The sequence below is a fragment of the Olivibacter sp. SDN3 genome, assembly GCF_014334135.1.
Lineage (GTDB): Bacteria > Bacteroidota > Bacteroidia > Sphingobacteriales > Sphingobacteriaceae > Olivibacter.
Map to the genome: position 1 here is coordinate 5,272,637 of NZ_CP060497.1, position 23,442 is coordinate 5,296,078.

The 23,442-nt window shown below is 40.6% G+C and carries 15 protein-coding genes; 5 read left to right on the forward strand and 10 right to left on the reverse strand.

The annotated features are described in order from the left end of the window. Positions 1 to 56: 56 nt before the first annotated feature. The 7 genes from pgmB to H8S90_RS22290 form a co-directional block, all read right to left on the reverse strand. The gene (gene pgmB, locus H8S90_RS22260; RefSeq protein WP_255501699.1) at positions 57 to 734 is read right to left on the reverse strand and encodes a beta-phosphoglucomutase; all 678 of its coding nucleotides are present in this window, start codon (positions 732 to 734) and stop codon (positions 57 to 59) included. 19 nt (positions 735 to 753) lie between these two features. Next, entirely contained in the window at positions 754 to 2,607 is a 1,854-nt protein-coding gene (locus tag H8S90_RS22265; RefSeq protein ID WP_187339987.1) for a glycoside hydrolase family 13 protein, read from the reverse strand. Positions 2,608 to 2,642: 35 nt separating this feature from the next. Further along, positions 2,643 to 3,692, reverse strand: a complete 1,050-nt coding sequence (locus tag H8S90_RS22270) for a SusF/SusE family outer membrane protein (protein ID WP_187339988.1) — start codon at positions 3,690 to 3,692, stop codon at positions 2,643 to 2,645. Between the two features lie 20 nt (positions 3,693 to 3,712). Continuing rightward, positions 3,713 to 5,299 (reverse strand): RagB/SusD family nutrient uptake outer membrane protein, encoded by a 1,587-nt coding sequence (locus H8S90_RS22275; protein ID WP_187339989.1) that lies wholly within the window; start codon positions 5,297 to 5,299, stop codon positions 3,713 to 3,715. Between the two features lie 20 nt (positions 5,300 to 5,319). Then, positions 5,320 to 8,298: a SusC/RagA family TonB-linked outer membrane protein gene (locus H8S90_RS22280; protein WP_187339990.1), complete on the reverse strand. Its 2,979-nt coding sequence runs from the start codon at positions 8,296 to 8,298 to the stop codon at positions 5,320 to 5,322. Positions 8,299 to 8,361: 63 nt separating this feature from the next. Further along, a complete protein-coding gene (locus H8S90_RS22285; protein ID WP_187339991.1) occupies positions 8,362 to 10,251 on the reverse strand; it encodes an alpha-amylase family glycosyl hydrolase in 1,890 nt (629 codons plus the stop codon). A 179-nt stretch (positions 10,252 to 10,430) separates the two neighbouring features. Next, complete coding sequence (locus H8S90_RS22290; RefSeq protein WP_187339992.1) at positions 10,431 to 11,441, reverse strand: LacI family DNA-binding transcriptional regulator; 1,011 nt, start codon at positions 11,439 to 11,441, stop codon at positions 10,431 to 10,433. Positions 11,442 to 11,623: 182 nt separating this feature from the next. Between H8S90_RS22290 and H8S90_RS22295 the strand changes: the two genes are divergently transcribed. Beyond that, positions 11,624 to 11,917: a hypothetical protein gene (locus H8S90_RS22295; protein ID WP_187339993.1), complete on the forward strand. Its 294-nt coding sequence runs from the start codon at positions 11,624 to 11,626 to the stop codon at positions 11,915 to 11,917. A 52-nt stretch (positions 11,918 to 11,969) separates the two neighbouring features. Here the strand turns inward: H8S90_RS22295 and H8S90_RS22300 are convergent, their stop codons facing one another. Both H8S90_RS22300 and H8S90_RS22305 read right to left on the reverse strand, forming a co-directional pair. After that, positions 11,970 to 13,487 carry a RagB/SusD family nutrient uptake outer membrane protein gene (locus H8S90_RS22300; protein WP_187339994.1) on the reverse strand — a complete coding sequence of 506 codons (1,518 nt, stop codon included), beginning with the start codon at positions 13,485 to 13,487 and terminating at the stop codon, positions 11,970 to 11,972. A 58-nt stretch (positions 13,488 to 13,545) separates the two neighbouring features. Beyond that, a complete protein-coding gene (locus tag H8S90_RS22305) occupies positions 13,546 to 16,542 on the reverse strand; it encodes a SusC/RagA family TonB-linked outer membrane protein (RefSeq protein WP_187339995.1) in 2,997 nt (998 codons plus the stop codon). Positions 16,543 to 17,282: 740 nt separating this feature from the next. Here H8S90_RS22305 and H8S90_RS22310 point away from each other — a divergent pair. The 3 genes from H8S90_RS22310 to H8S90_RS22320 are packed head-to-tail and all read left to right on the forward strand — an operon-like array spanning position 17,283 to position 21,138. After that, positions 17,283 to 19,778 (forward strand): penicillin acylase family protein, encoded by a 2,496-nt coding sequence (locus H8S90_RS22310; RefSeq protein ID WP_187339996.1) that lies wholly within the window; start codon positions 17,283 to 17,285, stop codon positions 19,776 to 19,778. 3 nt (positions 19,779 to 19,781) lie between these two features. Beyond that, positions 19,782 to 20,126 (forward strand): hypothetical protein, encoded by a 345-nt coding sequence (locus H8S90_RS22315; RefSeq protein WP_187339997.1) that lies wholly within the window; start codon positions 19,782 to 19,784, stop codon positions 20,124 to 20,126. A gap of 25 nt (positions 20,127 to 20,151) precedes the next feature. After that, entirely contained in the window at positions 20,152 to 21,138 is a 987-nt protein-coding gene (locus H8S90_RS22320) for an acyl transferase (protein WP_187339998.1), read from the forward strand. Positions 21,139 to 21,202: 64 nt separating this feature from the next. Here H8S90_RS22320 and tyrS read toward each other — a convergent pair whose 3' ends face one another. Next, on the reverse strand, positions 21,203 to 22,495 hold the full coding sequence (gene tyrS / locus H8S90_RS22325) for a tyrosine--tRNA ligase (protein WP_187339999.1): 1,293 nt from the start codon (positions 22,493 to 22,495) through the stop codon (positions 21,203 to 21,205). 211 nt (positions 22,496 to 22,706) lie between these two features. Between tyrS and H8S90_RS22330 the strand changes: the two genes are divergently transcribed. After that, positions 22,707 to 23,393 (forward strand): hypothetical protein, encoded by a 687-nt coding sequence (locus tag H8S90_RS22330; RefSeq protein ID WP_187340000.1) that lies wholly within the window; start codon positions 22,707 to 22,709, stop codon positions 23,391 to 23,393. Positions 23,394 to 23,442: the final 49 nt, after the last annotated feature.

Consider the following 23,442-nt stretch of genomic DNA (forward strand, 5'->3'; position numbering starts at 1 on the left):
TGCGCACCCATCTGTTTTCCTAAGCACCTTATCACCAGTATTTCACTATTCATTGACTATTGATCACTTAATAATTCCTTTACAGAACTAATTAAATAGTCTGCTCCTGTTAAATCATCAATGGAGCCCAAACCAACAACTTGCATTCCTGCAGCACGTGCGGCATCGATTCCAGCTTGACTGTCTTCGACTACTACGCATTTATCTGCTGGCACCGCTAAAGCTAAAGCCCCTTTCAAAAACACCTCCGGATCGGGCTTTGACCTTTGTACAGCGTTACCATCGACCACCGCATCAAAGAAATGGACGATACCTGTATTTTTTAAAATCAATCGCGCATTCTTGCTTGCTGAGCCCAGAGCTATTTTATAATGGTTCGCTCTTAAATATGTCAACACCTCCACCGCACCCGGCAGCGTATCTCCGGGTTGCATATCATTTATAAGTGCCAGGTACCAGTCATTTTTCTGCTTTGCTAACTGTTCTTGTTCTTCCTGCGTTTTGTGAACATTTCCCCATGTTAAAATCAATTCAAGCGAACGACTGCGACTCACGCCTTTTAATTGTTCATTTTGTTTTCGGGTAAAATCAAAACCAAGGGAATTAGCCAATCGCTTCCAAGCTTGAAAATGGAAAACCGCCGTATCTACCAAAACACCATCAAGATCAAAAATTACTGCACGTATTTCGTTAGGCATTGAAAATTGGCCACCATGTAAATTGTTTTGCGTCATATCCTATATCGTCATCAAATTACTGTAGCTCAAGTATCATTGTTGTTTTGGGTAATAAGCTGAGCGCTGTAATATCATCATATGTTTTATTGTGCATAATATCTAAGGCCTTTTTATGGCTTTTTATCATTTCCGAAAAACGATCGGTTTTTAAGGATATCTGCTGATCTTCTGTATTCATAATAATCATAACCGTTTTTTGGTTATCGTACCGAAAATAAACGTAAACTCCTTCTTCAGGCACAAACTGTATCAATTTCCCTGTATGCAGTACAGCATTATTTTTTCGATAATTGGCCAACTTTCTGAGATAACTAAACATCTCATTTTCGACTTCGCTCCTACCTTCCACTGAAAACTTATCCTTTTGATCACTTGGCCAACCACCTGAAAAGTCGTCACGCACCTTACCATCGGGATCCGAGAAATTTTTCATCAGAATTTCTGCGCCGTAGTAGATCTGCGGAATGCCCCGAGTTGTTAGTAACCAAGCCATGGCCGATTTATATTTATCGATATCCTCGCCAATCACCGAAAAGAAACGGCTCATATCATGATTATCCAAAAAAACCACATTTCGCGTAGGATCTTGATAAACAAAATCCGTTGCCAATGTGGTATAAAGTTTATTTACACCCCCTGTCCAGTCCATCTTGTTGTTCAGGGCATCACTGATTGCATATTGCAATTGAAAATCGGTTACCCCTTGAAGATGCGTATCGAAGGGTTGTCCCAGGGTTTTACCTTGTGTAAAATATGCTTGATTCGCCACACCGTGCACCCAGGTCTCGCCAAAACAGGTAAAATTCGGATATTCATCGTTTAATGATTTAGACCATTTCGCCATAAAGTCCAAATCGTTATATGGATAAGTATCGATGCGAAATCCGTCAATGCCCGCATATTCAATCCACCAGATATGGCTTTGGATGATGTAGTTCTGCACGAAAGGATTACTTTGGTTCATGTCTGGCATTGACGGAACAAACCATCCGTCGGTCATTTTCTTAGTGTCTGCCTCCGCCGCATAAGGGTCATAAATCGTTTGATCTTTATAGGTCGTATTTGTATACTCGTCCCATTGATGAACCCAATCGGTCATCGGCTTATCCAATACCGTCCAGTGGTTCAGCCCGACATGATTAGGTACCACGTCATGCACTAGTTTCATTTGTCTTTTGTGGAGTTCTTCTCCTAATCTTTTGTATTCATCGTTACTTCCTAGACGTGGGTCGATCTGATAATTTTCGGTATTCGCATAACCGTGATAGGAGGCCTGCTCCATATCATTGGTCAAGACCGGTGTCATCCAAACTGCCGTTACGCCCAAGTCCTGTAGATAATCCAGTTTATCCATAACTCCTTGTAAATCGCCTCCATGCCGATAATACATGGAGTCGCGATTAAGGGAATTTTCACGCATATTTTCGACGACATCATTTTTTGGGTCGCCATTTGCAAAGCGATCAGGCATTAACAGATAGATAAAATCGCTACTGTTAATGCCTTGTGCTTTTACCAGTTTGGTATCCCGTTGCTTCAATTTATAGGTATAGCTATCAAGCGTTTTGCCATTCTTTTGCAGCATGATATCAAATGTACCTGGTTTGGTATCCTTCGCTATGGTCAAGTCTAGGAAGAGGTAATTGGCATTTTCGACCCGATGAACTTTTTCTACTTGTACACCGGGATAATCTAGCTCAATTTCAGCTCCTGAGATATCGTTTCCGTAGACTATCAATTGTAGCTCGGGATTATACATACCTACCCACCAATTTGATGGTTCTACCCGCTTGATCAGCTCCTGACCGGAAAGCTGATGAATAGCGCACAAGAAATACAAGGCGGCGAAAAGCTTTTTTATTTTTGTCATATTTTATTTATCTGTTATTTAACCACTTACATTTATTATTGTATTTCCAGAGAATAGGTATAATAGGCGGCATTCCGAAGATCCAAGGTAATCAAATACGTACCTGGTTCTTCGATCTCAAAATTACCACCACCATATGCCAAAACACCCGATTTGTCGCTGTCACCGAGGTCGATCACCCATTCGTCGTTGGCCCGGAATTTCCATTCGCCGGTCGACAGATTAGCGGTAACAGTCCACAGCCCCGTTTCGGTATCATAGTCCATGGACGTACTGCTATCCCAACTCCCTGTTGCGTCACCAATGATGCCCCATTCAGTTTTTGTAGCCGACCACGTAAGTGCTTCCGTATCCGCTTTTAACAGATAGTATCCGGCTTCAGCAACTACTAAATTTCCCGCGCCGGCATCTGTATCAAGACTTCCCTCTCCGCCATCACCAAAATTGGTACCGTCCCACCCTGCCTGACTAGAAAATTTAAACTCAGTATTAGCATTTGGAAAATATACATATCCTTCATATTTACCGTCGTCTTCCACGGAACCTACGCGGTGTGCATCGGCATGCGACCAATCGTTAAAGCTACCTGCCAAGAATAGCGATGGATACATGATCATATCTTCATACGGCGTAACCTGGAGGGTAATCGTATTGGAATAAATCGGTCTATTGGGTGCCAACGAAGCAATTAAACGTATATCAACACTGGCGGCAACCCCCGGTTCATATCTTAAGTCCAGTAATGCAGCGTTAAGTTCTGCTATGGTGTAAGATAAACTTGTTGATTTAGTAGATCTTTCGGAAAGAGTGGATCTAAAATCAACACCCGACCGACCTATCTGGAGCACATAATTGAGCACATCAGTTGACACATTGGGGTCCGACCAACTATAGGCATAACCCTCCCAGGAGAACGTGATGGTATTTTCAGCGTCATCTTGCCTTAGCACCAAGGTCTCTGGTGCCGAGGTACTTAAAACAGGTGCATCTCCAGTAGTGACAATCACCTTGTCTTCATCTTTTTTGCATGACCAAAGTGTGATAACCAACACACTTAAAAGGGCCCATTTATTTACAAGTTTCATTTCAGTTTTTTAAGCTAAGGTTAGTAACCTGGATTTTGTGTAAGGTTTGGATTAGCGATCACGTCAGAGGCCGGTAGCGGAAAGATCGTACGGAAATCCTGTACACCAGTTCCCGTCTGATTGCCTCCCTTAAACGGCCAAGTATAAGTTGCCTCCGTATACCGATTAAACCGTATGAGGTCTGTACGACGATAGGCTTCCCAATAAAATTCACGTGCACGCTCTTCCAATATGAAATCCAGCGAAATACTCGTTACGTTACCCGATGTATTGCCATAGGCACGTTCACGTAAGCGATTGACATAATTCAGCGCAGTGGCCTGATCACCACCTGTACCACCTCTCAATACCGCTTCGGCGTAAATCAGGTAGGCATCCGCCAAACGAAATAGAGGAAAATCAACTGACGTCTGCGTACCATCGTTAGAAGGAGCCGGCTCTCCATTCACATCCACATTACGGAACTTCGTAACCGCCAGGCCCTGAGCGAACACGGCAACGTCATTTATTACCGGACTACTGCCAAAGAACATGGCTCTACGATCCGTTGCTCCAGTAATATCATTGAACTTCTGCGGAAGTGTTGCTTTGCTTCTATTACCTCCCCATCCACCATTAGGCACGCCAAAGGAAGCCGGATTCATGTCACCACTGATAGAGGAATTGATCAAGAATGTTGTGCCACCAAAGTTTTGTGACCGGATAGCGTCGTAATTAATGGTTAGAATAATTTCGGTGTTATTTTGATCGTTATCTGCCAGAAACAAGTGATGATAATTTGTTTGGAGCATATATCCCGAGTTAATTACCCTATTGGCATATTCAATCGCTTCCGTATATTTCCCATTGCCACTGCCTAAATAGACTTCTGCGTTCAAGTATAGCCTCGCCAACAAGAGCCATGCCGCAGCTTTATCGGCTCTTCCGTATTCATTTTGGCGTGGTTCAGCCATTCCTGCTTCTATCGCCAGCAATTCCGATTCGATATAATGGAACAAGTCTGTTCTACTGATCTGCTGCGGTGGTACTTTACTGATCGCATCTTCCTCAGTAATAAAAGTGGGATTACCAAAGAGATCCATCAATATCCAATATTGGTAAGCCCTTAAAAAACGTGCTTCCAATGCATAGATCCTAATTTGCTCTGCGTTGGTATCACTGATATTTCGAGCAGTGAGCTTGTCATCGGTACTTTCCCTAAGAAAGTCATTAGCAACGGTAATCTGATAAAGTGAACGGGCGTACAGACCTTTTAACAAGACATTATTCGAATTCCATGTCATAAAATTAAGTTCCGGAATACCCGGATCCTGCCATGCACATAAGGCCTCATCGGATGCTAACTCCTGCACATTCCAATAAAGCCGCAGAAAATCAGAAGTTCCCGCATCTATTCCTCCCAGATCACTGGAACCGGAGCCACCTCCCCCTGTGAGTGCATAACTTGCATATACTTTGGCAAAGGCCTGCTTATAGCCTTCTGGTGATGAATAAACGATATCTGCGGTGATATCATTGATTGGTTGCAGATCCAAATCTTTATGACAGGATGAAACAAGCATGGCCAGTAGCATCACTCCTGTATATATATTTAGTATATTTTTCATGATCAATTTTCAATAAATAATTAAAAGCCAAGATTTAAGCCTAAAACAAATGTTCTTGGTCGTGGATAAACCCGGTTATCGATACCTCCCTGTATTTCAGGGTCAACCCCTTTATAGTTTGTGATGGTAAAGACATTTTGTACATTAGCAGAAATGGAAAGCTTTGCCGTACTATTAAAGGAAAGCTGACCGATATCGTAGATCAACCCCAGGTTATCCATCCGTAAGAAGGATGCATTCTGCAAGTAATAATCACTGATGGCATTATTTATCTGAAAGTTACTGTTCAGAAAATCCCGAGGAGCATTATTCAGGTTACCTGCCGGATTTAAAACATTATTTCTGATCGCCATATTGGAAGAGACATTATCGTATACATAATGGCCTATATTAGATCGTAAAACGGCATTAAGTGTCCATTTCCTATAATTAAAATTGGTACTGAAACCTAAGAGGTATTTCGGTAATGGTGAATGCCTCAATTGTCGGTCAAGATCATTAATTTCACCATCGCCATTGAGGTCGGCATATACCCCTTCTAAAGGTTTTCCGCTATCATCATAGACCTGCTTGTACAGTCGATAGGTGAATGGGCTATAACCTACGGTATGCACTTGCACATTTTGCCCCGTACCTCCCTCTATATACCCCACTTCAGTAAAATAATTAGGATCTTCAACAGCCGTAAGATTGGTTACTTTGTTATGATTATAGGTGAAATTGAAATTGACATCCCAAACAAAGTCGTCTTGCTTAATTGGCGTAGCATTGAAGTTTAGCTCCACCCCGCGATTTTCCATGTTTCCCACATTAGTTAGTAAAAGGTTACTAAAATTAGTTCCTACGGGAATAGGGATAACACTTAACAGGTCTTTCGTCCTTTTGTAATATACATCAATACTTCCGCTGATACGACCGTCGAGAAAACCATAATCTAAACCACCATTATAGGTTGCCGTGCTCTCCCATCGTATATCCTGATCATAGGCTATGGGCGAATAGGTCGGATAAAATTGATTACCAAATTGATATTGGGATTCGTTCACACTGAGGTAGTAATTCGGCAGATAAGAGTAATTGGCAATTCCATCCTGTTGTCCGGTAATCCCATAACTTAATCTGAGGTTTAACTGAGATAAGGGCTCTACATTTTGAAGAAATTCTTCTTTATTGATGCGCCAAGTAAAACCTGCCGAAGGAAAAAAGCCCCACCTGTTCTGTGGACTGAAACGTGAAGAGCCATCAGTACGGGCAGTTCCTGATAAAATATATTTATCATTTAAGGTATAAATTACCCGACCATAGTAAGAAATCAATCTATTTTGTTGAATATCAAAAGGAAACGGGGGGGTTGTTAGGACAGAGCCATCGGCCCGTAAGGTCGGGTAATTATTTGTTTTGGTTTCAAAGTCATAATATCCATAACCTGCTGTGATATCAAAATTACTGTTGATATGTTCTACCGTCTTATTATAATTCAGGAAAAACTCCCCAACTTTATTATTAATATCCGTCAGGTATCTGGTGATAGAACCACCTGTAGAAAAATTCATCGCGGCAAAAGCCGGCACTTCAGCACCGCCTCTACCTCTAGAGATATCATAAGCAAGATTAAGGTTAGCTCTTAATTCTGGCAGGAAGTGAAAGGAATAATCGAGCTGAATATTACCGAAACTACGGGCAACCTTTCCATTATCATCCCTTAAATTCAGGAGACCAACGGGATTTCGTGGCGCTAAGGGGTGTGGATTGGCTCCTTGCATCCATTCAAAATAATTTCCAAAATCATTCTCTTCGTGTACAGGTTTTGTTGGATCAAATTGGATGGCATTAAAAATTGCGTCTTGATTGCCAAACATCGCATTTTGCAAAGATCCCTTTAAATTCAGGTCAACCTTCAGATGATCGTCAAAGAATTTCGGACTAAGCGTAATAGCCGCTGTAGTACGGTCCATATGATCTCTTTTCAATACTCCCTGCTGACTCAGGTAGCCCAATGCAAAACGATAAGGCAGTGACTTATAGGCACCACCGATGCTCAAGTTGTTATCGGTGGTCAATGCTGACCTAAAAATTTCCTTTTGCCAGTCGGTATCAGCCTCTCCAAGTCTTTCAATCTGCGCTGCTGAGCCATTATTGATTACATAATCCCTAAATTCCTGTGCCGATAAGACATCCATTGTTTTAGCCAGCGTAGCTACCGAATTTTGGCTGGTGAAATTAACAGTCGGCCGTCCGCTTGCTCCCTTTTTCGTGGTAATCAAGATCACCCCATTCGATGCCCTTGAACCATAAATAGCCGTAGCATTTGCATCTTTCAATACGGTAAACGTTTCTATATCATTCGGGTTAATCAAGCCTAACGGATTCGCTGTACCTGGTAAAATATTATCACCATTTGCATTCTTAAATGATGAAAGCGGCACGCCATCAATAACGATTAAGGGATCATTACTAGCATTTAGAGAAGCTCCCGCCCGTATCCTAATAGTGCTTCCAGAACCGGGCCTTCCACCTGCAGGTGTTATCTGCACCCCTGCAGCTTTACCGGAAATCAACTGATCTGGAGTAGTAATCACGCCCTTCTGAAAATCTTTGGAATTCACCGTTGTAACAGAACCGGTAAGCTCCCCTTTCTTTTGGGTACCATAACCAATGACCACTACCTCATCCAAGCCCTCTGCACTCGGCAACAACTGCACATCCACTGTGACTAGTTGTCCAGCGACTACGACATTCTTTTCGGTAGTTTCATATCCTATATAAGAAATAAGGAGTGTGTAACTGCCGTCGGACAAATTGGGAATGGAAAAATTTCCCTTCTCGTCTGTCCCTACACTTCGGTTTAGCTCCCGAACAAAGATGGAAGCTCCAGCCAAAGTTTGGTTAGTGTCGTCATACACATGACCTCGGATACCACCACTTTGGGCAAAGACTACCATGTTAGCCATTACGAGTAGAACGAAGGTTGCTACGCGTTTCATGTAAATTACTCTCATTAGATTGGTTTTTGTTTGATTAAAAAAGCAATTGTTTTCTCCTTAACATATTGCTGATTTTTTTTATTTTAATTGGTTTTTACTTATAATATGATATTCGCCGGGAGCCAATAAACGATCAAACCTTTCGTTTAGCTGCACAGGCATTTTTGATCGGTTATCAAACCAGATACCGACAGTGTTATCGATTTCAGCCTGAATTGGTTTGACATCAAAGTTTCCTACAACGCACACCTCTTGCTCCCCTTTCTTTATTATTATATATTTCAGGCCGTCGCGAAGGTGATATTCGACTTGGCCATCACGGAACACCTCATTATTCTTTTTAAAATGGATGAGGTTGCCGAAGGCCTGATACAGTTCTCGACGATCGCCTTGGTTGTAATTCCATTTTATAGGTTTTTCCCCCGTACGGCCATTTTCGTCGATAGACACATCGTAACCGAGTTCTCCAAACTGCCAGATCATTTTAGGTCCGGGCACCAAAAACAAAAATGCGGCAGCCATCTCCACCCGCTTAAGTGCAGTTTTAAGCTCTCTTGTATCATAATTCCCATGACTATTTCCGTAGGCAAGATTTTTGAACATTAGTCGTTCCTCGTCGTGACTTTCCATATAAGAAACCAAATTGGGCGAATCAAAACCATGTGTTGCCGGAATTATTCTGGAAATATCTGATTGACCGATAGCTGTCCACCCCATGGTAGCCTCATTGAACCCGTAGTTCAGGTTATTCCAAAAGAGCATTCCCTCCTTTGCTAGCTCCTGCTCCTCCTGATCATCGGCAAAGTGTTCTAAAATCACATACAGCCCCGCGTCAAGTGTTTTTAAATAGTTATTGTAATCTTTCCATATTGCAACCCTGGTAGCATCATAAGCACTCCATGCCGCTACACTTGCTTCAGAAGTACCAGAATTTTTCTGTGTAAAACCTTTCGATAGATCAAAGCGAAAACCGTCCACGTGATATTCCCGTACCCAATGCTTCAATACATTCTTTACAAACGCTTTGGTATAAGGACTCTCGTGATCCATGTCGTATCCCACGTTATAGGGGTGCGTAGGATCCACATTGAACCACGGGTTGGCAGCAGTTGGTTTACCGTCTTGAAAGTATAGTTGCACCATCGGCGATTGACTAAACGAGTGGTTTAACACAACATCCACAATAACCGCAATACCTTTAGTGTGACAATCGTCAATGAAAGCTTTTAGATCGTTCTTCGTTCCGTAATATTTATCAGCAGCAAAATAGAAAGAAGGGTTATAACCCCAACTCGAATTACCTTCAAATTCGTTGACCGGCATAAGTTCAACAGCGTTCACGCCCAAGTTCGTCAAATACGACAATGTATCGCGCAAAGTCTGATAGTGATGCGTTTCCACAAAATCACGAACTAAAAGCTCATAAATAACCAAATCATGCGGATGTGGTCGAGTGAAATCAGCTACTCTCCACTGATAAGATTCTTCTCGATATCGCATAATCCCCAACAGGCCAGTAGTTTTATCGGAGGGATAAGCAATAGTACCGGGGTATATCTCGGAAGGAATGTATGGATCGTTCATCGCATCAAGCACCAATTCTGTATAGGGATCGGCAACCTTTTCGTCGCCGTTAATAAGAAACTGATAACAATAAACGCCGTCAGGATCTAAATCATCTACTTGTGTCCACCAGCGATCTCCATCAGCAGTCTTTGTCATCAAAGAATGATCATTCGCAACAAAATCATTAAACGAGCCAAGGAGGTGCACTGATTCTTTTTCAGGGGCCCAAATGGTAACAATAGCTGATCGACCGTCATTGACAAAAGAAACACCATTATCTTCAGCTTGGGCAGGAAATTCAACATTGCCGCCATTACCGGTCTTATCAGATTCAGTTGCTTTTTTACAAGTAACAGAGCATAGGGCAAAAAGTGCACATAAAAGCCATTTCAGCGTATTCATGGTCAATTGGGTTAGCAAATATAATTGTTAGCATCCATTGAAAACGTTCCCGAAACTTAAGTCTCTTTACTGGGAACGTTCCCGAAAATATATGTAAAAGTATTTTCTTCCAGTGAGATTAACAAGAAAAAAATAATATATTTTCTTTAGAAAACAGTGTAATTAAAACACTAAGTAAACTACTTTTCTGTAGATTTTCTGATCATAATAGATGAAGGAAGCAAAATCAATTCCTTTCTGGTAGCTGTCTTCTTACTAGTCAAGGCTTCGAATAAAACTTCGGCCGCTCTTGCTCCCATTTCAAAAGCCGGCTGCTTGACCGTACTTAACGGCGGGTTTAATACATCGGCTATCTCGATGCAGGAAAAGCATATCAATTTAAAATCTTCAGGTATGTTGATATCTTCATCCTGACAAAAGCGTAAACACGCAATGGCCAACCTCTCGACGGAGGCCAGCGCCCCATCGGGTTTCAAATGGCCAAAGGCATTCTTTACTGTCCGATAAATGTCTTCTTTATCATTGGTACACTCAACCACCAACTCTTCATCTGCCGGTAGACCCGCATCTTTCAATGCATCCAGATAACCTTGCATTCTTATTTTACCGATGGATATCCGTTTATTGATCACCAGATAAGCAATTTTTTGACAGCCACTTTCTATGAGGTGTTTAGTAGCCTGATAACTACTTTCATAGTCATTTCCCGTAACACAGGTAGCCTCAACGTCTTCATAATAACGGTCGAAAAATACCATAGGAATATGTTTTTCATTTAGCATTTCCAAATGCGAATGTTTGAGGCCTTCGCCCGAAGCCGACATAATCACCCCCTCGACCCTGCCATTACACAATGCACGGATAAAGGCAGCTTCCTGGTTGATATCATCTTCGGTAACATATATCAGTGTATGATAATTGTTTGTTCGAGCTTGCTGTTCAATACCTTTGATCGCCTGGGAAAAAAAATTATTTCCAAATTCTGGGATGATGATAGCGATAGTACGGCTCTTTGACTCGCGCAGGTTACTGGCATAAATATTAGGCGAGTATCCCAGTTCTTCTGCCACTTTTAAAATGCGCTCTTTCGTTTGCGGATTGATATCGCTATTATTTCGAAAGGCTCTGGAGACAGTAGATGTGGAAAGTCCCAGCTCTGCCGCTAACTTTTTGATATTGATTTGGCTCATGGTTATACACTATTCGTATCCAAAGTTAAAACAAGCTTCCGTTGTTACAAATAATAATTATTTGGTGTACATATTAAGCGTTGCAATCTACCACAGCTGTCTTCAATTCGTCAATGCTTCCAATATGGTCGGCAAACAATTAAATCGAAAGGTTGTTTCTTTTATTATTAAAACAGATAAATATGGACAAATTAAAGAAGTTTGAATTGATGGAGAAAATTGTCCGTCAGTTGGAAGATTTGAAAAACAGCCAACAGGCCGTTTTGGAAAAGATTGGCAAAATTGAGGTGGATAATATTGAATTAGGTGATAAAAACCTCGAAAATATATTACCTGAAATCCATCAACGTACAGCCGACAATTTTGACGCTATTGGTGGTCTTCTTGAAGATTTTGCCCAAAAAACAGAAAATTTCGGCGATAAAAACAATGTGGACCAATTACGTGAGCAACAGGATATAGACAGCACAAAATAGCGACATCAAAACAAAAAATATAAAAAAGGGCCTTGTACGGCCCTTTTTTCCTTTAGTATCCAGGGTTTTGTATATAATTGGGATTGCCCAACTGATTTAAAGGAATTGGAAACAACAAATTTTTTGGATCAGACGCAGGTTTTTCCTGCCATTCTTCTAAAAATCTGCCAAAGCGGATCAAATCCTGCCTTCTATGACCTTCCCAATAAAATTCTCTTCCCCGTTCATCTAATAATATGTTTTCATCGATTTCCGTCAAACTGGAAGCATTACGTGCGGCTCTCAGCTCATTAACCAAATTCAATGCTTCGCCCGATTGCCCTAAGCGAAAAAGCGCTTCTGCTTTCATTAAAAGCACATCGGAATAACGATAGAATACCCAGTCGTTGTTTAATAAACTAGTGGAGCCATTAGCATAATCAATAGGATATTTGATAACACGGATGCCTGCAACTTCCAAATGATCCTGATCACGTTCTATAATACTAACTTCCCTTGTAAAAGATAGTGGGTTTCCCCGCCGATCGGTAAGATTTACACCATTCTGGTTCACCTGTTGACCGACTAAAAAGCCAACCCGTACACCACTTACATTAGTAACTCCAGGGTAGCTTCCGCCTATACGTAGATCGTCTTCTTCAAATTTATCGTAGAAGTCAGACAAGGTGCAAAAGCCATTGTTACCACTCGGATTTTGATTATAATGCAAAGTAGCCACCCACATATTGGTCATACCGGTTGCTGCGTCTTCTCCTCCCCGATTCTCACCGGTAAAAATGTTCTCTGTTGTTGACTGCCCATTATTTGGCGCAAAATTAAGAAAGTAATCATCTATTAATGCATATTTACCGCTGTTGATAATTTCATCGGCTAAACGTATAACCTCCTGCAAATCTTCGTTCGCAAATGTTGGAGACTGTCTGTTTAGAAAAGCGCCTCTATTCAAATAGATCTTCATCAGCAACATCTTAGCCGCATCTGGAGATGCCCTATCAACTCTTTCGGTTTGCAGGTTATCTATAATCTCATTGAGCTCCGATAAAAGGTAACCAATCTCTTCTTCAGCTGTACGAACACTAGGTGGTTCCGTAACATCTTCACCAGGACCACGATAGGGTACCTGCCCCCAGCCATCCAATATCGAGAATTCTGCAAAGGCACGCAAAAATCTCGCCTGTGCCTCCTGTTGTGCAGTTGGACCGTACTGCAGCACATCCGTAGCGACATAGCTCACGCTAAGTAAATCCCTGAATACACTGTGTATCCTAGTGTGATCTGATTCCCAGCGATGTAAATGTAAGGCCCTCCAGGCGCCATTATCGTCCCAGTCCCCTCCTCTTGTCGGTACGATTGCCTCGTCCGTAGGAAACTCCTGTAAGGCCCACCAACCATAGGGGCCATAATACGGATTTCGCATAGCGATATAAGCCGCATTCAATAAAGCGGGAACATTTTCGCTATCCACGCCACCGGTACCCACCTGTCCGTGCAAATCCTCGTCTAACTTTGTACAACCCAAAAAGGATAAAAATGTACAGACAGTGATTGTTATATATATTCTTTTAGTCATGACTTTTCTTTTATTTTAAACTGTAGTAGCTTGAGCAACTATAGATTTTCAACAATTATTACAATGAAAAATTAACCCCAAAATTAAAAGTTCTTGCGGGAGGATAAGTTACATTATCTATCCCTAAAGAAGGCACATCACTTACTGATTTGTCTACATTAACCTCGGGATCGAATCCTGTATATTTTGTGATAACAAAAAGATTTTGTCCATTAACAAAAACGTTCAAGTTTTTGATAGCACTACCTAGATCTCCAATCCTATAATTAAGTGTTGCGTTTGCTAATTTCAGGTAGCTACCATTCTCTATATACCTCGAAGAAGCAGCAATAGGATTTGCAGGCGACTCCAGGATGGAGGAGTTTACCAATTCGGATGCGATATTCCGTGTGCCTAAATTAGAGATTGGTAACACGGCATTTGCTGTATTATTATAAATATCATGGCCTAAAGCCCCATTAAAGTTCGCTGTAAGAGAAAAGTTCTTATAGTCCAAAGCAGTCGTTATCCCAAGAAGCACTTTTGGATTGGGATTTCCCACTCTGTAGAAAACAAAACCGTCATCCGTAAAATCCGAAAAGCCATTTTCGTCCAAACCGAGATATTCTCTCGTAACCATTGCAAACAATGGATAATTATTCTGAATAACTTCAACTGTTACATCACTTAGCCCCTGACCACTTAAACTTCCTGTGCGAATAATGGTGTTTCCTAAATCCTCAACATTGTTATTTACAAACGTCGCGTTACCTCCTAAATCCCATCGGAAATTATCATTTTCAATCACAACACCATTCAAATTGAGTTCCAATCCCTTATTAACCACTTGGCCAGGTAAATTTATCCATGTAACCGAAGCATCGGCAGCAGCTGGGTAAAATGGTATCTGCGGAAACAGCAGGTCAGAGGTACGTTTTTGGAAATAATCCGCAGATCCACTCAATCTGCCTCCAAAGAATCCAAAATCAACTCCTAGGTTCATCTGCTCGTCTGATTGCCAGCGCAGGTTAGCATTCTCGTTATTTACAGCGATAATTCGTTGCTCGCCTCCCTGGAAGCCATAAGAATATCTTCTTTGCGATGAACCGGAAGGGAATTCCTGATTACCTGTACGGCCCCAACCAGCCCTTATTTTTAACTGATTTAGCCATGTTGCATTTGCCAGGAAATCTTCATTCTTTATATTCCAAGCGCCGGCGAATGAAGGGAATGTTCCGTATTTGTTGTTTTCACCAAAGCGTGTAGAACCATCGACACGGACGGTAGCCGTTAACAGATAGCGATCTTTAAAGTTGAACGTAGCCCTACCAAAATAAGATTGTAATTGCGTAGTAGGATCGTTAAAAGAATTCAATACTCTATTAGCGGGCGCAGTAGCCTGCATGACATCTGTATAATCCACCGGCAAATTGCCAAAACCTCTCGCGTTCATGTCCGTACCACGATTGACAAAATCCATATACTCATATCCTAATACCGCATTAATGTTTAGGTTATCTGCAACTTCCTTGTTAAAGGATAACGTGTGTGTCAATTGCTTCGTGATCAACTCATTGTTTGCAACGCTTGCATATCCTCCCAAAAAGTTATTATCAGGGTCTTCCATTATTGATGGAATATTAATAAAACTACGGGTTGATGACCGACGTTCACCCGTACTATAATTAATACTTAACAACATACGATATTCTAACCAGTCGTTAAATTTATAGGAAGGTGACAAACTTGCTAAAATAGTGGAAACATTTGAACGGTCATTATAGGCTTCAGACATCGCAAGTGGATTAATGATATTTCCTCGCTCAATCAACAAGCTACCATCAGGGTTACGTAAAGGCCTTGTGGGATTCCAAGCCAAAGCGTGTGTAAGTAAACTTCCGGTGGCGCCGGCATCTGTTACTATTGGTGCAATGTTTTCTATATTTTGATTGGTCAATAAATTAACATCTAAGCCAAGCTTTTTGCTTTTCAGCATCTTAAAATTTCCGTTAAAAGCTGCGCTTAAACGCTTAAATCCTGTCTTTTCTACAATACCCTGTTGATCTTGGTAACCAAAAGAAGCACGATATTTATTATCTTCATTCCCACCACTAAACGAGAGATTGTGATTTTGGTTATAGGCCGTTCGCAATATCGCGTCCAACGCGTCGACATTCTCTCCAAAATCTCCGGATGTAAGACCATAACGATTAAGTGCATCCCTATATTGGTTGCCATCCAATATATCAATTCGGCGCATGATGTTGCTGATCCCTCCAGAAGAGTTCACATCTACCTTAAGATCGCCAGATTGTCCTCGCTTTGTAGTAATGAGCACCACGCCATAAGCCGCCCTTGAACCGTAAATTGCTGTTGCAGAGGCATCCTTTAAAATTTCCATGGAAGCGATGTCTGCCGGATTAATAAAACTAATAGGATTACCTGCGGGGCTAGTACCTATTCCTCCACTTTGATTTGGCCGAGCTGATCGCCCATCTAGTGCAACGCCATCCACAATATATAAGGGCTGGCCGGTACCAGTAACTGCCGAGTTACCTCTAATCCTAACGGTTGTAGCACCCCCTGGCTGTCCACTGTTATTGATCATTTGTACACCTGCCACTTTACCTTGAATCAACTGATCCGCGGCAACCAAGGGGCCTTTGTTAAAATCTTTCTCCCCCACAGATGCCACAGCTCCAGTTAGGTCGCTCCTACGCTGTGTGCCATATCCCACTACCACTACTTCATCCAAACCCTGCGCATCCGGATCAAGGGTAAAATTCTGTACAATTGGACTACCGGAAACTGTAACCCTAACTTCAGATGACCTATAACCAATATAGGACGCCGTTAATGTATACGTACCATCGGCAACTCCTTCCAAGTTAAAATTTCCGTTTTCATCTGTACCAACGGAGCGCTGGAGTTCCTTTATTTGAACCGATGCCCCTGGCAGCGGCTGGTTCTGCTCATCCAGTACTTTTCCACGTATACTGCCATTCTGAGCAAATGCAAACGTTCCCGTAGTTATCTGTAAGATAATAGCTAGGAATAATAAGTAGGCTTTATTCATAAAATTGAGTTAGTTAATAGCTTATTAGATAAGCCAATACAAAAAAATAATTGATTTTAGCGTTTAACGATACACTACTGCTGCATACCGGTTGGTGGTTAATCACTTAATATATTTGTGGTATAGGTACTATGCCTATTAGCTGATACTTTATATACGGATATTAAGTGGGTATTGTATGTTTTCATAATAGTAATTTGGCGCTCCATAACGGTTAATTTTCACATAATTTAGTTGTATAGGATAGTGCAAATCTAAAGAAACCATATAAACATTTGCAAATTTTAATTAAATTGGTTTTACAATTGTGTTGCTAAATCATTTTAACATCCATCTATTTCAATATACGGTTTCTGGATTCAGTAAGCTTTTAAGTAACAGTCGTACGTTTTGCAATGCCAATATCAAACAGCATATTAAAAAAATTGGCCTTCGAAAAAATTATCATTATGTTGATTGATATCCCGGTATTATTTGGTCTATCTTATACAAGTTATCGATTTAAATAATCGAAGTAAACCTGGTTCCGTTATTTTAAAATGAAAACGTTCCCAAACAGATTGTAAGACAAAGAGATCCATATATTGTCGAGCGTATCAACATATATTAATCCGTCCATTTTTTTATCTACAATTTCTACAGATGAATTCGTTGGAATTTAAGGACAATCTATGTAAATTGCAGACATACAGTAATACCGAAACCTACACGCAACTGTCACAGATTATAATATCATTTATATGAAACTTATAAAAGCCATTATTACCCTCATATTATGTATAACTGTTACAGTATTATTAAACAACAAAATAGGCAATATACCACCTCTGGGAAAATTCTTCGATCCTTATAAGGGACTTTGGCAAAATGCTGAACCGACCTCTGATAACCAGAGCAATGTCGAATTATCGATTGATGGTATAACTGACCATGTTTCGGTGCTTTATGATGATGAGCATATTCCACATATTTTTGCTCAAAATGACTATGATCTCTATTTTGTACAGGGATATATCACAGCGAAAGACCGCTTATGGCAAATGGACTTCCAAACCCGTTACGCCAGTGGCCGACTTGCAGAAGTAGTGGGTAAACAGGCGCTTCCGTTAGACCGCTATCAGCGTAGAATGGGAATGGTCTACGGAGCAGAAAAAATGCTGGAAGAAAGTTTTAAAGATTCCACAAGTAGATTGTTGTTAACCGCCTATGCTGATGGAGTGAACGCTTATATAAAAGAACTTTCGCCAAAAGACTATCCACTGGAATTCAAAATATTAGATTACAAACCAGAGCCTTGGAAACCATTAAATTCGGCCCTTTTATTGAAACTGATGTCGGCAACCTTATCGGGTGGATCAGACGAACTTTTTATGACACGGATACTGGACGTTTTTGGAAAAGAAACCACAGACAATTTATTTCCCAACTATCCTCATAGGGAAGATCCTATTATACCTGCCGGAACACCATGGAAGTTCGATGCCATCACCCCCTCTGGAGCAAGCTCCGTTATTCGGTCTTCAAACAACACCAAAAATAGTACAAAAAGCACTGAACACCTGAATGTTTGGGAGGACAACACATTACTTACCGGCAAAAAAGAAGAAAATATAGGTAGTAACAATTGGGCAGTTTCATCCAAAAAGAGTAATACCGGTAAACCCATACTGGCAAATGATCCGCATCTTAATTTGACCTTGCCCAGCATCTGGTATCAGATACAGTTGGCCAATGGTTCGAATAATAGTTACGGCGTTTCCATCCCGGGTGCCCCATGTGTGATCATCGGGTTTAACCGATCGGTTGCATGGGGAGTTACTAACGTGGGCTCAGACGTGTTGGACTGGTACCAAATCACATTCAAAGACGATCAAAAAGACCTATACCTATATGACAAGCAGTGGTTGAAGACAACAAAAAAAATTGAAGAGATAAAAATTAGAGCAGGAGAAACAGTGTATGACACCGTTTATTATACCCATTACGGCCCTATTAGTTATCTCGATGGTGAAAAGGATGAGGAATGGAACCCAACGAACAATATTCCTGAAAACGCAGCGCTGAAATGGGTTGCACATTTACCATCCAATGACCTTAGGGCATTCTATGAATTGAATAGAGCCCAGCATCATAAAGATTATCAGCATGCATTGAAATACTTTACAGCGCCGGCACAAAATTTTGTATACGCAGACAACCAGGATAACATAGCCATTACATCGAATGGCTATTTCCCGTTGAAATGGTATGAGCAGGGTAAATATATATTGGATGGTAGCCTTTCAGAAAATGAGTGGCAAGGCAGAATTCCAGTAGAACATAATCCCACAGTGACAAATCCAGCACGCGGGTTCGTCAGTTCGGCAAATCAATCACCTGTTGATCAGACATATCCTTATTATTTAGATTGGCAATTCGCTTCCTATGATAGAGGACATCGGATTAATCAGCAACTTCGCCATTTACAAGAAATTAGTATTGATAGTTTTCAACGCTTACAAATGGATACAAAAAGTATCCTTGCGGATGACATACTTGACACACTCATTCAAGTAATAGCGCAAAACAACACGTTCTCAACCAAGGAGAAACAAATTATAGAATTATTGAAGACATGGGATCATCATTACGATAAAGAATCTATCGCTGCAACGGTATTTGATCATTGGTATGAAACCATAGAAAAACTGCTTTGGGATGATAAATTCAATCAACCTACACTAAAAATGAGACGTCCCAGTCGAGACAGGACAGTGGGCATACTGCTAGGAAACCCCGAGTCGATATGGTTTAGCAAAGACTTGACCCGGCAGCAGAACGCGCGGATGAATTTCCTTGTTGAAAGTTTGCAAACCGCTGTTCAACAATTAACAGAGCAATATGGCGTCTTAGGGGACAAATGGCAATGGGGTAAGGTTAAGAGCAGCCATGTTCCTCACCTTGCGAATATCAAGGGCTTAGGAACTCCAAAACTGATTATCGGTGGATCCCCAAAAACAGTAAATGCCCTGCAGGAAAAAAATGGCCCTTCGTGGCGGATGGTGATAGCTTTGGGGGATACACCCACCGGCTTTGGTATACTCCCAGGTGGGGCATCAGGTAATCCCGGGAGCAAATTTTATGATAATCAGCTCGACTACTGGGCAACGGGTGAACTAAAGGAACTACTATTCTTAGAAAACAACCGTGCCGACAATCCCCGTATAAAATACCAGACAAACTTTACTAAAAAATAGCTGATGTTTTTTGTTTTAATTATAACCACGGTTCTTGCTCAACTAATTTTACCTTGGTGGATCGTATCGCCCATTGCATTTATCATTTCTTTCTTATTTAATAAAAATGCCAAGCACTCGTTCTTTATATGTTTTGCGGCAGTTTACACCGCCTGGTTTATCATTAGTTTTTATCTAAGTTTTACGAATGATCATATATTGGCAAACAGAATAGCCATTCTATTGGGTTTGCCAACGGATGACTATGGGTGGATATGGATATTACTAATCAGTGCTTTGCCGGGTGCTATTACCGCTGGGTTAGCTGGATTGGCCGGACAGTACACTAAAAAATATTTTAGCAATTAATCCACTATCTTTGCAAGAGCAACATATGTCGACTATTAGCAAAGAAGAAATTTTTAATATCAGCTCAGCTGAACAATTTGAGCAACTGGTGCTTCGCATATTTAAAATACAGGCAACGGAAAATCCTGTGTATGCGTCTTATTTATCCTATTTGGGTGTTGATAAGGAAAACGTGCAAGAGATAGATAAAATACCATTTTTACCCATAGAATTTTTCAAAACTAAAGATGTCATCCTCCGGGGGCTCAGTCCATCGATTATCTTTAGCAGTTCGGGTACTACCGGTATGCAGCAGAGTAAACACCTGGTCAGTGATGTAAGTATTTATGAACACAGTTATAGAAATGCTTTCCATCTCTTTTATGGACCTATCAAAAACATGGCCATACTTGCGTTACTCCCTTCTTATTTGGAAAGGACAGGTTCATCGCTTATTTATATGGTAGACGATTTGATTAGTGGAGGACACCCGGCTTATAGTGATTACTTTCTTTATAATCACGAAGCGTTGGCTGTACGTATGCAGCAGCTCAAAGAAAGTAATACCCCCGCGTTGCTGATTGGCGTAACATATGCTTTGTTAGATTTCATAGAAAATTTTCCGATGAATTTCCCCAACCTTATGGTTATGGAAACCGGTGGCATGAAAGGAAAACGTAAGGAGATGATTCGGATTGAACTTCACGAGATACTACGCAAAGGTTTCGGTGTTGATCAAATTCACTCGGAATACGGTATGACAGAATTATTATCACAAGCTTATTCTAAAGGAAATGGTATTTTTAAATGTCCACCATGGATGAAGGTAATGATACGGGACGTTAACGACCCACTGGCTATACTCCCAGTTGGTAAAACAGGTGTTATCAACGTAATTGATCTTGCAAACATAAACTCTTGCTCTTTTATTGCTACCCAAGACTTAGGCAGGACACATCATGATGGAACATTTGAAATTATGGGTAGGTTTGACCAAAGCGACATCAGGGGATGTAATTTATTGATACAGTAGAAGATAAGATAGCGTTACCATTAGCTAACAAAACAACCAATTGGTAACGCGCAACCACCGAAACCTATTGAGCTATTATTAGAAAATAATTCTTTTTGCCCTTCTGTGCAATCAGATATTTCCCGTTAATGAGATCAGTACCCGTAAATTGTTGATCAATGTTGTTTACTTTTTGCTTATTAATAGCAACGCCTCCTCCTTGAATCATCTTTCTGGCTTCTCCTTTAGAATTAAAAACACCCGAATGAACGGCCAGCAAATCCAAAATATTTATTCCACTGTGCAAATCACCCTTTTTAATGACAAACTGCGGCACTCCATCAAATACATCAAGTACTTCTGCATCCGATAGATCAACCAGAAAATCTAAGGATCCACCACCAAATAAAAAGTCTGATGTTTTTATAGCAGTTTGATAAGCTTCTTCAGAGTGTGTCCGAATGGTGATATCTTGAGCTAATGCCTTTTGCACAATCCTCAGGTGAGGTGTGGCATCATGCTCTTCGATAATCTGATCGATCTCCTCTTTTGTTTTAAGTGTAAATATTTTTATCCAGTTCTTTGCATCCTCATCACTGGCATTCAACCAGAATTGATAATATTTGTAAGGAGAAGTTTTCTTGGCATCTAACCAAACTGCACCACTTTCTGTCTTACCGAATTTTGTACCATCCGTTTTTTTTATCAGCTGTGTAGTTAACCCATAAGCCGCACCTCCGTCTTGTCTACGTATAAACTCAGCACCGGTAACGATATTTCCCCACTGATCGGAACCGCCCATCTGAACCATACACCCTTTATGTTTCCATAAATAGTAGAAATCATATCCTTGTATTAACTGATAGGAAAATTCGGTAAAAGAAAGTCCGTTTTCTCCCTCGATCCTCTTTTTCACCGAATCTTTGGCCATCATATAATTTACGGTTATCAATTTCCCTACGTCACGTATAAAATCCAAAAATTTAAAATCTTTGAACCAGTCGTAGTTATTAACCATAACTGCGCCGTTTCTTACACTGCTGCCTTCTTCAAAGTTCAAAAATTTACGTAGTTGCCCTTCTAAGCACGACACGTTATAACGTAATGTCTCCTCATCCAATAAATTACGTTCCGCAGACTTAAACGACGGATCACCAATCATTCCAGTAGCCCCGCCTACCAGAGCGACCGGTTTATGCCCCGCGCGCTGAAAATGAATGAGTGTCATGATCTGGGTTAAATGTCCTACGTGCAGCGAATCACCGGTTGGATCGAAACCTATATAACCAGCAGTGACCCCTTTATTCAGTTGTTCCTCTGTTCCAGGCATAATGTCCTGTAGCATTCCTCTCCAACGTAATTCTTCTACAAATTCCATTTTTCTATAGCTATTAGTCTGTATTATTAAATTAAACCTGCAAACTTAGCATAAAATTCCCTATTATAAAGGTTCTGGATCATATTCATGAACCCATCGTTTTTCAAATCGTTATACAACATTTTTTAGTATGTCAACAAATAGTCGGTAAAAAAGTGTATATTCATCTGACAGAATAAAAGCAATAATATTTCGGAAAGACTATAATTTTATGAACTTCCTATCACATTTTTATTTTGAGAGAAAAAAGAACAATCCCGAACGGACATTAGGATCTATTCTTCCTGATTTACTGCGGAATATGGATAGGGAAATCCGTATTTTCCCTGAAAAACATGCTGAGATATATGTGAAGGATGCTAAGTTGCTTAATATATTTCGCGGTTGGCGCCGACATATAGAAACAGATAGGGTTTTTCATAACAATGTTTTTTTTATCGACAAAACAAGACAGTTAAAGGCTCATTTAACTCCAGTGGTTATTGATACACCTATACGCACCTCCTTTCTTTCACATATAGCCTTAGAGTTATTGCTTGATAGACTGTTGCTGAAGGACAGCTGGTTACATGAAAATGATTTTTATGAACAACTTGGAGACGTTGATGAGAAAAAATTAGTGGAATTTTTAAATTTGTCGGGTGTAGAAGACGCTTCCTCATTTGTATTTTTCTTCAAAAGCTTTATTGCCGACAAGTATTTAGGGACTTACAGGAATATGGAGCAGGTAAGTTATGCCTTAGATCAGGTATGTAAGAAATTTTGGAAAAAAGGTTTGGGCCAAGAGAAAAAAAAGCTACTTACAGAAGCTTTAACCGAATACGAAGTGGAATTAGACCACAACTATAAATCGATATTTAACGAAATTGCCGAGCATCTCAATAAAAATTTTGAATAATCGATATTTTGATAGTTTTTTAAACGTTTTTCACATCTTTCGTCTGCTT

Coding starts and splice junctions, on each gene's coding strand:
- pgmB (WP_255501699.1), bottom strand. CDS start 734: ATGACGCAAAACAATTTACATGGTGGCCAATTTTCAATGCCTAACGAA.
- H8S90_RS22265 (WP_187339987.1), bottom strand. CDS start 2,607: ATGACAAAAATAAAAAAGCTTTTCGCCGCCTTGTATTTCTTGTGCGCT.
- H8S90_RS22270 (WP_187339988.1), bottom strand. CDS start 3,692: ATGAAACTTGTAAATAAATGGGCCCTTTTAAGTGTGTTGGTTATCACA.
- H8S90_RS22275 (WP_187339989.1), bottom strand. CDS start 5,299: ATGAAAAATATACTAAATATATATACAGGAGTGATGCTACTGGCCATG.
- H8S90_RS22280 (WP_187339990.1), bottom strand. CDS start 8,298: ATGAGAGTAATTTACATGAAACGCGTAGCAACCTTCGTTCTACTCGTA.
- H8S90_RS22285 (WP_187339991.1), bottom strand. CDS start 10,251: ATGAATACGCTGAAATGGCTTTTATGTGCACTTTTTGCCCTATGCTCT.
- H8S90_RS22290 (WP_187339992.1), bottom strand. CDS start 11,441: ATGAGCCAAATCAATATCAAAAAGTTAGCGGCAGAGCTGGGACTTTCC.
- H8S90_RS22295 (WP_187339993.1), top strand. CDS start 11,624: ATGGACAAATTAAAGAAGTTTGAATTGATGGAGAAAATTGTCCGTCAG.
- H8S90_RS22300 (WP_187339994.1), bottom strand. CDS start 13,487: ATGACTAAAAGAATATATATAACAATCACTGTCTGTACATTTTTATCC.
- H8S90_RS22305 (WP_187339995.1), bottom strand. CDS start 16,542: ATGAATAAAGCCTACTTATTATTCCTAGCTATTATCTTACAGATAACT.
- H8S90_RS22310 (WP_187339996.1), top strand. CDS start 17,283: ATGAAACTTATAAAAGCCATTATTACCCTCATATTATGTATAACTGTT.
- H8S90_RS22315 (WP_187339997.1), top strand. CDS start 19,782: ATGTTTTTTGTTTTAATTATAACCACGGTTCTTGCTCAACTAATTTTA.
- H8S90_RS22320 (WP_187339998.1), top strand. CDS start 20,152: ATGTCGACTATTAGCAAAGAAGAAATTTTTAATATCAGCTCAGCTGAA.
- tyrS (WP_187339999.1), bottom strand. CDS start 22,495: ATGGAATTTGTAGAAGAATTACGTTGGAGAGGAATGCTACAGGACATT.
- H8S90_RS22330 (WP_187340000.1), top strand. CDS start 22,707: ATGAACTTCCTATCACATTTTTATTTTGAGAGAAAAAAGAACAATCCC.